Below are 15149 nucleotides of genomic sequence, written 5' to 3' on the forward strand. Positions count from 1 at the left end.
GATTGTTGCCCTGCAAAAGGGCTTCTTTCTGGACGTGGCGGACACAGGTTTGGGCATGGAAAAAACTTCTTCGGGTCGGCTTGCCGGGCGTAAGACCCGTATTGCGCTGGGGCTCGCCATGCTGGCGGCCGCCGGCGCTTTCTTTTGGTCGCGCTCCGGGACGCCGACCCCCGTCGAGGCGCCAAAATCTGCCGCTGCGGTGCGGCCGGCCCTGACCGTCCGCCTGACTTCGCCGCAAACGCTGGACTGGCCGCTGGTCCTGCCGGCCACCGGCAATGTCGTGGCCTGGCAGGAGGCGGTGATCGGCGCCGAAATCGCCAATTACCGGATCACCGAGGTCCGTGTCCAGGTCGGCGATAGCGTCAGAAAAGGCCAGGTCATGGCCCGCATTGCCAGCGATACCGTGGCCAGCGAACTGGCCGAGGCGAAAGCTTCGGTGGCTGAGCTCGAAGCCAGCGCCGCCGAAGCGAAGGGCAATGCCGAGCGGGCCACGGAATTGAGAGAGAAAGGCTTCTACAGCTCACAACTGAATACCCAGTACCAGACGGCCCTGCACACCGCGCAGGCTCGTCTTGCTGCGGCTCGGGCTCGTTTGCAGGCGGCTGGCTTGCGGATGGACAAGACCGATGTGCTGGCCCCTGACGATGGCGTCATTTCGGCACGCAGCGCGACAGTGGGTTCGCTGACCCAGCCTGGGCAGGAGTTGTTCCGCTTGATTCGCGGCGGGCGCCTGGAATGGCGGGCCGAAGTGCCGTCGTCCGATCTCGGCCGGGTCAAGTCCGGCGTGGTGGCGACATTGACCGCGCCGAGTGGTGAAAGCGTCAAGGGAGCGGTGCGGGCGGTGGCGCCCAGCGTCGATCCGCAAACCCGTAACGGGCTGGTTTATGTCGATCTGCCGGTCTCGGGCGCCATCCGGGCCGGCATGTTCGCGCGCGGCGAATTCGAGCTGGCGCAGAGTCCGGCGCTGACCCTGCCGCAATCGGCGGTTGTGCTGCGCGAAGGCTTTGCCTATGTTTTCCGGCTGGAGGGCGTGGATAGGGTGGCGCAGACCAAGGTGCTGCTCGGCCGGCGGGTTGGCGAGCGGATCGAGGTGGTTTCCGGGCTGGCGGCCGAGGCGCGGGTCGTCGAATCCGGTGTCGGCTTCCTGGCCGATGGCGATGCCGTCAAGATCGTGACGGGCGCCGCGCAATGAACGTTTCGTCCTGGTCGATCCGGAACCCGACGCCGGCGATTCTGTTCTTTGTCATGCTGACCCTGGCAGGGGTCATGGCCTTCAAGGCGATGAAGATCCAGCAGTTCATGGACATCGATCTGCCGACCGTGACGGTGACGGCCAGCCTGCCCGGCGCTGCGCCGGCCCAGATGGAAACCGAGGTGGCGCGCAAGATCGAGAATTCGGTGGCGACGCTGCAGGGCATCAAGCACATTTACACCAAGGTGCAGGACGGCACGGCCATCGTGACCGTCGAGTTCCGCCTGGAAAAGCCGACGCAGGAAGCGATCGATGATGTCCGCGATGCGGTTTCCCGTATCCGTGCCGATTTGCCGGGAGATTTGAAGGACCCGGTGATCAGCAAGGTCAATCTGTCCGGCGCCCCGATCCTGACCTACACGGTCGCTTCCAGTCGGATGGATGACGAGGCCTTGTCCTGGTTCGTCGATAATACGGTGACCAAGGCGCTGCTCTCGGCGCGCGGTGTGGGCGCCGTGTCGCGGGTTGGCGGCGTGACGCGGGAAATCCGCATCGAACTCGATCCGGCCAAGCTGCTGGCGCTGCGCGCCACGGCCGCGGATATTTCCCGGCAGTTGCGGCAGATTCAGCAGGAGGCTTCGGGCGGCCGTTCCGACGTGGGCGGCATCGAGCAGTCGGTGCGTACCATCGCCACGGTGAAGAGTGCCGACGAACTGGGCGCCATGGACATCGTGCTAAGCGATGGCCGGCATCTCCGGGTCGATCAGGTGGCCAGCGTCATCGATACGGTCGGCGAACAGCGGACGACGGCACTGCTCAACGGCAAGCCGGTGGTCGGCTTCGAGATTACTCGCAGCAAGGGCGCCGGCGAGGTCGAGGTGGCGGACAACGTCAAGCGCTCCCTGGACAAGCTGCAGGCGGAGCACCCGGACATCGCGATCACCGAAGCCTTCAATTTTGTCGACCCGGTCATCGAAAACTACGACGGCTCGATGAAGCTGCTGATCGAAGGCGCGCTGCTTGCCGTGCTGGTCGTCTGGCTCTTCCTGCGCGATGGCCGGGCGACGTTTGTGGCCGCCGCTGCGCTGCCCTTGTCGGCGATTCCGACCTTCGCGGCGATGTACCTGATGGGCTTCACGCTCAATGTCGTCACCCTGCTCTCGATGTCGCTGGTCGTCGGTATTCTGGTCGATGACGCGATTGTCGAGATCGAGAACATCATGCGCCACCTGCGCATGGGCAAGTCGCCGTACCAGGCAGCCATGGAAGCGGCCGACGAGATCGGCCTGGCGGTGATCGCCACCACCTTCACGCTGATTGCCGTTTTCCTGCCCACTGCCTTCATGAGCGGCGTGGCTGGCAAGTTCTTCGTGCAATTCGGGTGGACCGCGGCCATTGCCGTCTTCTTCTCGCTGGTCGTCGCTCGCATGCTGACGCCGATGATGGCCGCCTACCTCCTGAAACCGGTCAGCCACACCGAAGCGACACCGGGCTGGCTGAAGCGCTATGAGGGCTGGGCGGCCTGGTGCCTGCAGCACCGCATCGTGACCCTGCTCGCCGCCGCCGCCTTCTTTGTCGGTTCCTTCATGCTGGTGCCGCTGCTGCCCAAGGGGTTCATGCCACCGGACGATCTGTCGCAGACGCAAATCTACCTGTCGCTGCCGCCGGGCGCGACCTTCCAGGAGACGCTGGCCGCCGCCGAGCAGGCGCGGACCATCGCCGAAGCCAATCAACATGTGAAGCTGGTCTACACCGCCGTGGGCGGCGGCAAGGCAGGCAGCGATCCCTTTGCGCCGGCCGGTGCGGCCGAAGTCCGCAAGGCCACGCTGACGCTGAATCTGACGCCGCGCGGCCAGCGTTCCGGCACCAGTAAGCAGGCGATTGAAAACCAGTTGCGCCAGGCGTTGACGGCGATCCCCGGTGTGCAAGTGAAGGTTGGACTGGCTTCGGGTAACGCCAAATACATTCTCGTACTGGCCAGTGAAAATGGCGCGCTGCTGTCGGAACATGCCCGCGTCGTCGAACGCGAACTGCGGACAATTCCCGGTCTCGGCAACATCACCAGCACGGCCAGCCTGGTCCGTCCGGAATTGGTCGTCCGCCCGGATTTCGCCCGCATGGCCGATCTCGGCGTCACTTCGGCCGCCATCGCCGACACCTTGCGCATCGCCACGGCTGGCGATTACGACCAGGGCCTTGCCAAGCTCAACCTTGCTCAGCGCCAGATACCCATTGTCGTCAAGCTGCCGCCGGCTGCCCGCACCGACCTTGCCCTGCTCGAACGCCTGAGTGTGCCCGGCGCCCACGGCCCGGTCATGCTCGCTAACGTCGCGGCGGTCAGCATTGGCGGCGGCCCGGCCGAAATCGACCGCTACGATCGCCTGCGCAACATCAATTTCGAAATCGAGCTGAACGGCCAGCCGCTCGGCGAGGTTGAGGCGATGGCGCTCAAGCTGCCCAGTCTGGCCAAACTGCCGCCCGGTGTCATCCAGACGACGGTCGGCGATGCCGAGGCGATGGGCGAGTTGTTCACCAGCTTCGCCCTGGCCATGGCGACCGGCGTGCTCTGCATCTATATCGTGCTGGTCCTGCTGTTCAAGGATTTCGTCCAGCCGGTGACTATCCTGGCCGCGCTGATCCTGTCGGTGCCAGGGGCTTTCCTGGCCTTGTTCATCACCCAGAAGGCAGTGTCGATGCCGTCGATGATCGGCCTGATCATGCTGATGGGGATCGCCACCAAGAATTCCATTCTGCTGATCGACTACGTGGTGCTGGCGCGGCGCGAACACGGCCTGGATCGCTGGAGTGCCTTGCTCGATGCCTGCCGCAAGCGGGCGCGGCCGATCGTGATGACCACCGTGGCAATGGGCGCCGGCATGATGCCGATCGCGCTCGGGCTGGGGGTTGATCCGAGCTTTCGCGCCCCGATGTCGATTGTGGTCATTGGCGGCCTGATTACCTCGACCTTCCTCAGTTTGCTGGTCATCCCGGTGGTGTTTACCTATGTCGATGACCTGATTCTCCTGGTCAGGACCAAGTTCAGTTCGTCGCGAAGCCGACGACTATCGCCTGAGAGATAGCCGCCTGGCCTGATATTGGTGATAATCGGGCCGATCAATTTGCGCTTGCAGCCTGTCCAGTCGCCCAGAATGTATTGGCTTGCCAGACTGAAGCGATGACCAGACAGGACTCACGGTGGCTGAATCACCCCCCGCAATTTACGGACAACTCTCCCTCAGGGCCAGATTCTGGCTGGCGCTGATCGGCTGTCTGGCATTTATCTGGCTAGTGACCTTTTATGAACTGGATCGCCGTCAGATGGGCGATCTGCACGAAGTCGAGCACTCGACCGAGTTCCAGGCCCAGGCTTATGCCGAGAACACCCTGTCCCTGATCAAACGGCTCAACGAAATCCTGCTTGATCTACGGACCCGCTGGGATGGCGACCCCGCCAGTTTTGCCGCCGCTGTTCAGCATCGCCAGGACTACATGGCGGATATTGCCTTTCAGGTGGCGGTGATCGATGAGCACGGCTGGCTGGCCTATTCCAATCTCGGCGCGCCAAAGGAACGTCTCGATCTCAGCCAGCGCGAACATTTTCGGGTTCATCTGGATGGCCGCGATCGCTTGTTCATCAGCAAGCCGCTGAAGGGCAAGGTGTCCGGAAAATGGTCGATCCAGTTCACCCGGCCAATCATCACCAAGGATGGTTTCAAGGGAGTTCTGGTCGTTTCTGTCAGCCCGGACAACTTTGCGTCATTCCGGGAAAAGCTGGCGCCCGATGCCGTGATAATCATTGTCACCGACAGCGGCGACATCATGGCGCGCCAGCCGGATAACGATATGGCCATGGGCAAGCGGATTTCCGGAACGCCGTATCTGCAAGCCCAGGCACCGGTTTCCGGAAGCTTCAGCCGCCAGGCGCAACTGGACGGGGTCAAGCGGATTTATGGTTTTTACCGCTTGCCGGAATATGGGCTCAGCTTTGTCGTCGGTCATTCCGTCGACCGCGTTCTGGCGCCCTACCGCGCCCATCGCGTGGTGATTGTTTCTGCGGCAAGCGCGATCAGCCTGGCGATCGTGATTTTGCTGCTGCTGCTCTTTCGAGCCCTTTCCTTGCGGGCCGACATGGAAAAGCGCCTGCAGGACAGCCAGGCCATGCTGCGCTCGGCGGTCGATACGATCGGTGAGGCTTTCGTCATCTATGACCAAAACGACCGACTGGCCTATTGCAACGAGCAGTATCGCGCTTATTACCCGACCTCGGCGGACTTGCTGGTCCCCGGGAAAACGTTCGAGGAAATCATTCGTGCCGGCGCCGAGCGCGGCCAGTACCCGGAAGCGATCGGCCGGATCGATGCGTGGGTGGCCGAGCGTCTGGCGGTACATCGCAGTGGGAATAGCGATCTGATCCAGGCGCTGGACGATGGCCGCTGGCTGAGAATTCGCGAGCACAAGACACCGGAAGGTTTCATCGTCGGCTTCCGTATCGACATTACAGCCGTCTATGCCGCCAAGGAGGCCGCCGAGGCCGCCAATGCGGCCAAGAGCAACTTCCTGGCGATGATGTCGCATGAAATACGGACTCCGATGAACGGCATCCTGGGCATGGCACAACTGCTGCTGTTGCCGGACTTGTCGAAAGAAGAGGGCAATGAATACGCCCGGACCATACTCAATTCCGGCCAGACCTTGCTGACCTTGCTCAACGATATTCTCGATTTTTCCAAGATCGAGGCGGGCAAGCTTGAGTTTTCCGCTGTCGCCTTCGATCCTGCCCAGCTCGTTCGGGAAACCGTGACGCTGTTCACCGGCGCGGTGCGCGAGAAAGGCATCGTGATCGACACCGATTGCCAAGGGACAGGAGGGGCTCGCTATCGGGCCGATTCGACCCGCCTGCGCCAGATGCTGGCCAATCTGGTCAGCAATGCGGTCAAGTTCACCACGCAGGGGTTTGTCCGGGTTGATGCCCGCGAAATCAACCGTGACCGAGGAACGGCACTTCTGGAGTTTTCGGTCAGTGACAGCGGCATCGGTATTCCCGTGGATAAACAGTCCCTGCTGTTCAAGCCTTTTTCCCAGGCGGACAGTTCGACGACCAGGGAATATGGCGGAACGGGTCTTGGTTTGTCGATCGTCCGTCGCCTTGCCGAAATGATGGGGGGCGAGGTCGGCGTCGAGAGCGAGTCCGGACAGGGGGCTCGATTCTGGTTCCGCATCAGGGCAGAATTGATTGCCGCCGGTGCGGAGTGTCGTGAAGCTGAACGAGCGTCTGTCGGCGATTCGCGGCCGAGGGCTGCGAGCGAATCGCCGAGGCGGATCCTGGTGGTGGACGACAATATGGTGAACCTCAGGGTCGCCCAGGCCATGTTGCGCAAGCTGGGTATCGAGGCCAATGCGGCGGAGAATGGCCTTGAGGCGACGCAGGCGGCCACCGCTGCGGAGCGCCCGGACCTGATCCTGATGGATGTCCAGATGCCGCTCATGGATGGTCTTGAAGCGACGCGAAAAATCCGCGCCTGGGAACAAGCCAACAACCAGCCGCGCTTGGTCATCGTGGCGCTGACGGCCGGGGCATTCGCCGAGGATTATGAGCATTGCATCGCGGCCGGCATGGACGATTTTCTGGCCAAGCCGATCAATCATGATCAGTTGCAGCAACTGCTTGGCAAATGGCTGGGCAGCGAGCGCCCTGGGCGCTAGGGCTTTTGTCCCGCTGGCGGGCGGGCTTTGTCGGCCGCGGTATCCCGCCCGAAAGTCAGTGTGTAGAACACATCCAGCGCATTGTCGCTGCCAGCGCGGCCGATCACGGCGATCTGGCGGGTCAGGTTGACGGTCAGCTTGACGATGCCTTCGGCCCGGCCCAGCGTCTGCTCGTAGGAGAGCAGGGCATTGGATGACAGGCGCTTGCCGACGCTGAGAATCTGCTGGCCGGTCGTGCTCGTCGTATCGACACTGTTGCCACCGGCCACCCGGCTGATCTGCTGCCGCCCCCCGGTGTCGCCCAGATTGCCCTGGCGCACGCCGAATTCGTCGAAGCCAAAAGTTTTCTTCAGTTGCTGGATGACGTTCCCGGAGTCGTTGCCGAGCAAGCCGCCGGCGGCGGAAAAGAGCAGTGTTGCATCGCCCGCCCCCATCTGTTCCGGGCCGTGGCCGAGGACCAGCCAGGCGAGTTTTTCGGCATCCGGCAGCTCCGGGTCGGACACCAGCTTGACCACCGGCTTCTGCGCCGTGCCGCTGATCTGCACGCCGGGCTCGACCGCCAGGCCCTTGCGCACGGCCCGGACATCCAGCCCCGGGTTGTCGAGCAGACCGTTGAAGTTCAGCATGCCGCGCTCGATCTCCAGTTTCTGGCCATAGGCATCGAAGCGGCCGTCGCGGGTGCGGATCGTGCCGCTCGCCCGCGGCAGGTCGCGGCCACGGGCGGTGATCCGGATTTCGCCACCCAGACGGCTGGACAGGCCGGCGCCGTTGAAGCGGAAATTGCGGCCGAGGTCGGTGGTGATATCAAGATTGAGCTTGGGACGCAGCGTGGCAGCTGCCTTGTCTTTGCCGGGGCGCTTGACGATCACGTCGTCGGACAGGCGGGGCATGCCGCTGGGCGCCAGTTGCCAGTAACCGGCATCGACGGCCAGCTTGCCCTGGGCGCCCAGGGTGCCATCCTGCCAGGTCAGCCGGCCGTCGCCGGAGACGGCCACCCATTGATCCGGCAACTGGTAGGCACCGAGCCGGTCGAGGTGGATATCGAGGAAGGCTTTGTCCTGGGCCTGGCCCTGATCGATCCGCATTTCGCCGGTGACTTCGAGGCGCCCGGGTTTTTGGGTCAGCCCGGCCAGATCGTCGCGCACTTCAAGGCGCAGCGGACGGGGTAGCGCCTGGAGCAGGCTGTCGAAACCAAGCCGGTTGATGCGCAGCAGGTTGGCGCGCAAGTCGACATCGAGCTCGCCGTTGGCCAGGTTGAGGCCTTGCCCAGGCAGGCGCAGGGCCAGTTTTTCGCCCCGGAAGCGGCCGCTGCTCAGCGGGGCGGCCGGCGTTCCGGCCAGTTGCAGTTCGCCAGCCAGGCGCCCCTCGCTCTGCCAGCCTTCGCCGATCAGCTCGGCCAGCCAGCCAAGATCGGCAATGTCGCTCTTCAGGCGGCCTTGCCAGCGGGCTTGCCGGTCGAGCGACCAGGCCCCGCGCATGGCTGCGCTCAGCTCGCCATCGACTTGCCCGATCCGGCTGCCGCGGGCATTGAGGCTGGTGTGGAGTTGTCGGGCATCGGCGCTGGCCTGCAAAGTGGCTTGCCAGTCGAGCGGGTCGCCGGCCAGGCGGATCGGGCCGATGCTCCAGCCGGTCGCCGCGAGCTTGATGGGGGCGGGGGCGTCGAGGCGGAAATTGCGGGCCTGGTCGGTGCTGTTCAGGCGAGCCTCCAGCAGCTTGCCTTGCCAAGCGCTGTAGTCACTGCCCAGCGCGCCCTCGGCGGCGAGCGTCAGTCGATTTTTGCCAGCCACTTCGGCGCTGGCATTCAGCTGGTGCGACTGGTTCGTGCCGTTGCCCTGAAAGCGGATGAGCTTGAGCAGGCTGGGCTGGTCCGGCATGTCGATGCTGGCGATGTTGATGTCGAGGATCAGTGGCGAGCTGGCTTCGCTGCCGGCCTCGCTCTTCAGACTCAGCTCGTTGAGACGGATGACGCCGGGCAGACCGAGCCGGGCGGCATTCAGTGTGCCGGCCAGTCTGGGATTTTGGGCCCCGCCAGTCAGCTCGAAGCGGCTGCTGAGGCCGCCTTCCAGACCGTAGGGGGCGAGTTGCGGGGCCTCGATCTGTATGCTCAGCAGGTCGCCGGGCTGACCGTAGGCGCCGTGGGCGGTCAGCCGGTTGACGCCGGAGGCGAGCTGGATGTCGGCCTGCGGAATCCGCGGCCAGGCAACCCGGATCTGGCCTTGCCCGGACAGGGGCTGGCCGGCCAGCCGGCTGTCCTTCAGCGTGAAGCTGCCATCGATCGTCGGCTGCGCTGCCAGTTGTCCGCCGGCCTTGAAGCTGGCGTTGATCTGGGCGCTTGGCAAGCGGGCGAAACGGCTGGGGTCGAAGCGCAGCAGCTCACCTTCGGCGGCAAAGCGGCGCGGTTTTTTCAGATCGAGTTCGCCATGAGCATTCAGGCGGGCATCGCCGGCGGCCAGTTGCAGTTGGGGCAGCTCGACCCGGCCATCGGCGTGACTGGCTTCGACGAGCAGGCTGAAGGTCTTGTCTTTCAGCGCCATTTTCAAATCCTGGCGCTTGGCACCCAGGGTCGTGGCCAGCGGCCCGTTCAGTCGGGTCGGGCGCAGTATCGAGGCGATCCGGGAGGCATCCAGCCGGCTGGCAGTCAAGGCCAGTTTCAGCGCGCCATCCTGCCATTCGCCGCTGCCATCGAGATCGCCATCGCCGGGCAGGGCGGCATGCAGGCTGGCGAAGCGCGCCGTGTTGCCCTGCCAGTCCAGCGTGCCGGCCAGGGTGTTCAACGGCAGGCGCTGGCGGTCGAGCGGGCCGGGCTGGTGGTTGGTCAGGCCGAAGCTGCCGACGATGCCGTCGCCCTCCGGCTGGACATCGGCCGTGATGCTGAGCCGCGCTTGTAGCGCGCCGGCCAGCCAGATGGCCGGGTCGATGTCTTCGAGCAGGATGCGGGCGCTGGCAAAAGCGGCGTTGGCAAAGGGGGTGAGCACTACCTCGGCGTGGCCGGCAATGCCCTGGCTGGCGACGGCGGAAAGGCTGATCCGTTCGAGTTGGCCGTCTGCCGTGGCGCTCATGGCCAGGGCGCGTTCATCGAGCCGGCCGGCGATCTCGGCGCTTGCCTCGAGCCGGAACGGGGCGGCGCCATCCAGCGTGGCGCGAGCGCTGGCCGTGATGCCGGCGGTCTGGGCATGAAAGTCCTCGAGGCGGTGCTGGCGGCCATCGCTGCTCAGGCGGGCGGCGAGATCGGTGGCCGTGAAGGCCTCGCCGTAGGACAGCGTGGCAATGGCCAGTTTTTGTACCTCGATGGCCAGCGGCAGGCGCAGATCAGTCGGGGCGATGCTTGGGCTGGCGCTTGGCTGGTTGGCGATGTGCAGGTGGCCGACGGTAAGTTCGGCGATCTGCAGCGTACCGTGCAGCAAGGCGGAGGGCGACCAGTCGAGATGAATTTGCGTCGCTTCGATGTCGAGACCAGTGCTCTGCCAGTGCAGGCGGCCAAGGTCCAGCGGTCCGCTCAGCCGGCCGCTGGCTTGTTCGATCTGCAACTGCCCACCGGTCAGGCTGGAGGCCAGCCGTGTGGTCGCTTGCAGGCCGCTTTCGCTGGTCGTCAACCAGGTGGCGGAAGCGATCAGGATGACGGTACTGGCGAGGAGGAGCTTACGGCGTAGCATGTCAGAACGGAATGGCCAGCGAGAAATGCAGTTGGACCTGGCGGGTTCGTTCGCCATAGGCCAGGTCGACGCCGATCGGCCCGGCCGGGCTGCGCCAGCGGGCGCCGAGGCCGTAGCCGACCGCCAGACGGATATCCTGCAGCGAATCGACCGCATCGCCGGCATCGACAAACGCGGCAATGCCCCAGGCCTCGTCCAGCCAGTGCGTCACTTCGGCGCTGGCGATACCGAGGTAGCGGCCACCAACCGTCGCGTTGCCTTCCTTGATGCCCAGGCTCTGGTAGGCGTAGCCACGCACCGAGCTGGCACCCCCGGTGCGGAACAGGTAGTCCTGCGGGATGCGTTGCCGCGAATCGGCCAGCGTGTAGCCGATTTCCCCGCGTAGGGTCAGCGTATCGACACGACCGAGCGGGATGTAATGCTGGAAGCGGGCATGGAAACGGATGAAATTCTGGTCGGAAAGGGCGGCTTTCGAACCGCCGCCGATCTGCCCCTGGAGCACGGTCCCGTTCCGCGGTTCGATCAGACTGTCGACATGACGCCAGGTCCACGTGCCGTTGGGTACCAGCGCTCGGCTGGTCACCGGCGATGCCCCGTCCGGGTCGCGTTTTTCGTTCTGCCAGTTGAGCGACAGGCGTTGTTCGACGCTGCCGCGCTGCTGGATGGTTTGGGCGCCAAAGGCATAACGCTCGGTCTTCAGGTTCTGGATGTCGGTCGCTTCGGCCATCACGCCGACGCTGTGCCGGCGGTTGCGCTCGTCCGGCGGCAGAAAAACGTCGGCATAGGCGGTCTGCCGCTTCTGTTCCAGCCGCAGGCCGCTGTCCAGTTCCCAGGCCTGAGCGAACAGATTGGGCGTGTGGTAATTGAATTCGACCCGGGCCCCGGTATTGGAACTGGCGCCGGCGCCGAAGGAAACGCGGTGCGGCGAACGTTCGCGAACGCGAACCAGGATGGGGGCGGTCGCCGTGCCGTCGTCATGCACCTCAACGGCGTCCCGGTCGAGCATGGTCTGCACCGAGGCAAAGTAGGGCGTTGATTGCAGCGTCGTCTGCAGGGCGTTCAGCTTGTCCTCGCGATAGGGCTGGCCGGGCTGCACGCTACGGTTGTAGCGCTCGATCAGTTCGGGCGAATAATTTTGCAGCCCCTCGACGTGCAGCGGGCCGAAACGGTAGCGTGGGCCGGCATCGTAGTGGGCGCGCAGGTCGGCTCGGTGGGCTTCGGTGTCGATGCTCGCCTCGCTGTCGAGCAATCGGGCATCGGCGTGTTCGACGGCGAGCAGGCGGGAGAGGATCTGCTGCTTGGCCGTGTTCCAGCCCTCCTGGCGAAAGGGCTGGCCAACCGGCAAGGCCCAGTCGTCGATCAGTGCTTTCCGGGTGCCGGCCTCGACCGGGCCATCGATCAGCAGATCGAGACTGTTGATCGTGGTTCGCAGGCCGGGGTCGAGTGTTAGCTTGAGCCCGTCGCCCTTTTCGGCAAATTCGAAGACCGGCGAGAAATAGCCCTCGGTGGCGAGGATTTCGCTGAGCAAGCCTTGCAGTTTGCCCGGGCTGCCCGCCTCGTCGGGCAGATAGGGCGCGAGCAGCTTGGTGATGTTATCGGGGGCCTGCAGATCAAGTTCACCCGCAACCACGGGTTGGGCCAGGCAGAGCAGCAACAGGAGAGGCAGGCGGCGGGCGATCACGCCGTCATTTTACGCGTCGACGCTGGCTTGGCGTGGTGGCAGCAGGAAACTGCGCGGTTGGAGGCGAAGTCGGACCCAGATGGCCTTGAGCAAGGGCCCGCCATGCTCGAACCTGATGCCGCGGGCGCGCATGGCGGTGCGCAGGGCCAGCGTGAAACTGACCGCCAGATTGGTAAAGCCGATGGCGGCGATGCCGAAGGCGGCCCAGGCAACGGCCTTGAGCGGCAGTTCGAACTGGAAGCCGGTCAGCGCGTAGCCGAGGTTGGCCGAGGCAAAGGCGATGTGCCGGATATCGAGCGGCAGGCCGAGGATGGTGCCAATCACACCGGTCGAGCCGAGCATGCAGCCGAACAGGAAATTCCCCATGATGCCGCCGAGCCGTTCCTGGATGTAATTGCCGATGCGGCCCGCCCGTTCCTGACCAAAAAATGCCCGTAGCCAGCGCAGGCGAGCCAGACGCGGGCCAATGTCGGCATAGGCGGCACGGTTGTCGAAATAGCCGGTGATCAGTCCGGACAGGAACAGATAGAAGCCGGCAATGGCGGCATGCGGCAGCGCCCAGCTCAGCGGATCGAGATCGGCCAGCAGGTGGGCCCCCTTGTCGACGGTGATCGGAGGTACATCCGCCAGAAAACCGAGGCCGAGCCCGACGGCAATGGCCACCGGCAGGGCGACCATGACATTGCCAGCGATGGCCGCCAGCTGGCTGCGGCTGACGGCAGCGATCACGTCGACCAGGCGCTCGAGGTCGGCGCTACGGTTCAATTTCAGGTCGCCGATCAGGCTGGCCAGCGTCTGTGCGGTCATCGCCGGCTGCTTGGTCGCCACCGTCATGCCGAGCAGGAAGATGATGACGAAACCCAGGCCGTAGATCATGCTGAACATGAAGGCCTCGCCGAACAGCGGCGCATGCAGTGCCGCCGCCTTGATCTTGAGCAGCGCCATCAGGCTGATCAGCACCCCGGCGCCGGCGGCCGAACGCCACATCCGGCCATAGTCGGCCGGCGTGTCGCAGATGTAGTGTTCGCCGGAGCGGGCGGCATTTTCGGTGACGCGCACGGCGAGCAAATGCGACAGCTGGCCGATGTAGAAGCGCAGGCTGTTGCGGCGGTTTTCGGCCAGGAAAGCGGCATGGGCAAATTCGACCCAGGCCTGGATGGCTTCGCCCCGGGCGGTCGATTGCTCGCCGGCCGTCAGAATGGCGGCGAGATCGCGCAGGCGTTCGAGACTTTGTTCGCTGCGGGTCAGCAGATAGGATAGATGCAGACTGGTGCCGATCGTCAGTGCCCGCTTGCGTATCCGCTGCAGGGTGTCCTGGCACTGGTCGGCGATGACCAGCAACTGGCTGCCGTCATCCGGGGTTTGTTCGGGATCGTTCAGCGCGGCGCGGAAGGCATTGACGAAATCAAGCGCCTCGGCCGACAGGGCGACGAAACGTGGCGTGTCGTCGTCGAAATTGGGCGAAGCGCGCATCAGCTCGCTTTCCACGCCCAGACCGCTGACCCGGTGGGCGAGCAGCAGCATGCCGTCAAGCATCTGCTCCTGAATGCTGCGCCAGTCGATGGTGCGTAATTCCTCAGCCGGCGCGATCAGTTCCCAGAAGCGTTGCGAGGCCTCGGCCGGGATGTCTTCCAGCCAGCGCCAGTCGCTGGCCCGGTCGTAAATGACGTGCAGGCAGTCCTTGAGCCGCCTTTCATCGGGAACCTCAGGCAGCAGGCGGCTACCCAGGATGCGCCACCATTCCGAAAAGAAGCCGGTGCCTGGCAGGATGCCGCTCTCGGTGAAAAAGGTGACCAGCCGGCGGGTGGCGATGAAATGCACGATATGCCCGCGAAATGCCGCACGCAGGCTGGCATCGGATTCCAGCTGCTCGAGCATGGCCAGATAGCGTTCCGGTGCGGCGTGGTCGCGCCGATTCTGCGGGCGCAGGACGGCAACGAGCTGCCGGGTCAGCTCCAGCGTATCGGCCTCGGCATCGCGGAAGCGCTCAAGCGCATTGGCAATCGGGTTGCCGAGGGGGGCGGTTTTACCGAGAAACCAGTAGAGGCAGGCGCGCAGTTTTTTGATCATTTTGTCGGTGCCATGGTGAGACGATTATGTCGCCGGACTAGGCATGTTACTTGAGATAAAGTCCTTGCGATGTACGTGACAAGTGGTTGAAGTGTGACTATTCGTAATAGAATGGGAAACGTTTGAATTAGTACATCCATCCTAATTAATTACCGGGACTGCTGAAAAATGAATATCGTCAAGAAATCTCTGGTTCTGGCCCTGCTGGCTGGCATCGGCTTCTCTGCTGTTGCGCAAGAGCGCGTTTACCTGATCGACCAGCGTGACGTCGTCGCCAAGAGCGGCTTCGGTCTGTGCTGGCGCGATGGCTACTGGACCCCGGCCGCTGCCGCTGCCGACAAGGCCGGTTGCGAGTGCGACAAGGACCTGCTGCCGGCTTCCGCTTGCGGCGCTGCCCCCGCAGCAGCCCCGGCCGGTGCCGCTGCTGCTGGCGTGAAGCCGTCCGGTGAAAAGATCACCGTCGCTGCTGACGCCCTGTTCGACTTCAACAAGGCTGTCCTGCGTCCGGCTGGTAAAGCCAAGCTCGACGAGCTGGTCTCCAAGGCCAAGGCCATCAAGCTTGAAGTGATCCTGGCCGTTGGCCACACCGACCGCATCGGTTCCGATTCCTACAACCAGAAGCTGTCCGAGAAGCGCGCTGCCGCGGTCAAGGAATACCTGGTTGCCAAGGGCATCGAAGCCAACCGTGTTTACACCGAAGGCAAGGGCGAGAAGCAGCCGGTCACCGGCGACAAGTGCAAGGGCAATGCCAAGACCAAGGCCCTGATCGACTGCCTGCAGCCGGATCGTCGCGTCGACATCGAAGTCATCGGCACCAAGTAATCGGCCGTCGCTTCACCGAAAAGCCCTG

The 15149-nt window shown here is 64.2% G+C and carries 7 protein-coding genes; 4 read left to right on the forward strand and 3 right to left on the reverse strand.

The window, feature by feature from the left end:
* Window positions 1-55: 55 nt before the first annotated feature.
* The 3 genes from DARO_RS02385 (at window position 56) to DARO_RS02395 (ending at window position 6895) form a co-directional block, all read left to right on the forward strand.
* Window positions 56-1192, forward strand: coding sequence for an efflux RND transporter periplasmic adaptor subunit (locus tag DARO_RS02385; RefSeq protein ID WP_011286224.1), 1137 nt, complete (start codon window positions 56-58; stop codon window positions 1190-1192).
* Window positions 1189-4272, forward strand: a complete 3084-nt coding sequence (locus DARO_RS02390; protein ID WP_011286225.1) for an efflux RND transporter permease subunit — start codon at window positions 1189-1191, stop codon at window positions 4270-4272. The genes DARO_RS02385 and DARO_RS02390 overlap by 4 nt, the downstream gene beginning before the upstream one ends.
* Window positions 4273-4387: 115 nt before the next feature.
* Entirely contained in the window at window positions 4388-6895 is a 2508-nt protein-coding gene (locus tag DARO_RS02395) for an ATP-binding protein (protein ID WP_011286226.1), read from the forward strand.
* Here DARO_RS02395 and DARO_RS02400 read toward each other — a convergent pair.
* Genes DARO_RS02400 through DARO_RS02410 form a run of 3 tightly spaced genes read right to left on the reverse strand, consistent with a single transcriptional unit; the run spans window position 6892 to window position 14299 of the window.
* The gene (locus tag DARO_RS02400; protein WP_011286227.1) at window positions 6892-10548 is read right to left on the reverse strand and encodes a translocation/assembly module TamB domain-containing protein; all 3657 of its coding nucleotides are present in this window, start codon (window positions 10546-10548) and stop codon (window positions 6892-6894) included. The two genes, DARO_RS02395 and DARO_RS02400, sit on opposite strands and share 4 nt — an antisense overlap.
* Before the next feature lies 1 nt (window position 10549).
* Window positions 10550-12229: an autotransporter assembly complex protein TamA gene (locus DARO_RS02405; protein WP_011286228.1), complete on the reverse strand. Its 1680-nt coding sequence runs from the start codon at window positions 12227-12229 to the stop codon at window positions 10550-10552.
* 9 nt (window positions 12230-12238) lie between these two features.
* Window positions 12239-14299 (reverse strand): site-specific recombinase, encoded by a 2061-nt coding sequence (locus DARO_RS02410; protein ID WP_011286229.1) that lies wholly within the window; start codon window positions 14297-14299, stop codon window positions 12239-12241.
* A 168-nt stretch (window positions 14300-14467) separates the two neighbouring features.
* Between DARO_RS02410 and DARO_RS02415 the strand changes: the two genes are divergently transcribed.
* A complete protein-coding gene (locus tag DARO_RS02415; RefSeq protein WP_011286230.1) occupies window positions 14468-15121 on the forward strand; it encodes an OmpA family protein in 654 nt (217 codons plus the stop codon).
* Window positions 15122-15149: the final 28 nt, after the last annotated feature.

The organism is Dechloromonas aromatica RCB (assembly GCF_000012425.1).

Excerpts from the sequence above, each read along its gene's own strand:
- DARO_RS02385 (WP_011286224.1), top strand. The coding sequence starts at position 56 with ATGGAAAAAACTTCTTCGGGTCGGCTTGCCGGGCGTAAGACCCGTATT.
- DARO_RS02390 (WP_011286225.1), top strand. The coding sequence starts at position 1,189 with ATGAACGTTTCGTCCTGGTCGATCCGGAACCCGACGCCGGCGATTCTG.
- DARO_RS02400 (WP_011286227.1), bottom strand. The coding sequence starts at position 10,548 with ATGCTACGCCGTAAGCTCCTCCTCGCCAGTACCGTCATCCTGATCGCT.
- DARO_RS02410 (WP_011286229.1), bottom strand. The coding sequence starts at position 14,299 with ATGATCAAAAAACTGCGCGCCTGCCTCTACTGGTTTCTCGGTAAAACC.
- DARO_RS02415 (WP_011286230.1), top strand. The coding sequence starts at position 14,468 with ATGAATATCGTCAAGAAATCTCTGGTTCTGGCCCTGCTGGCTGGCATC.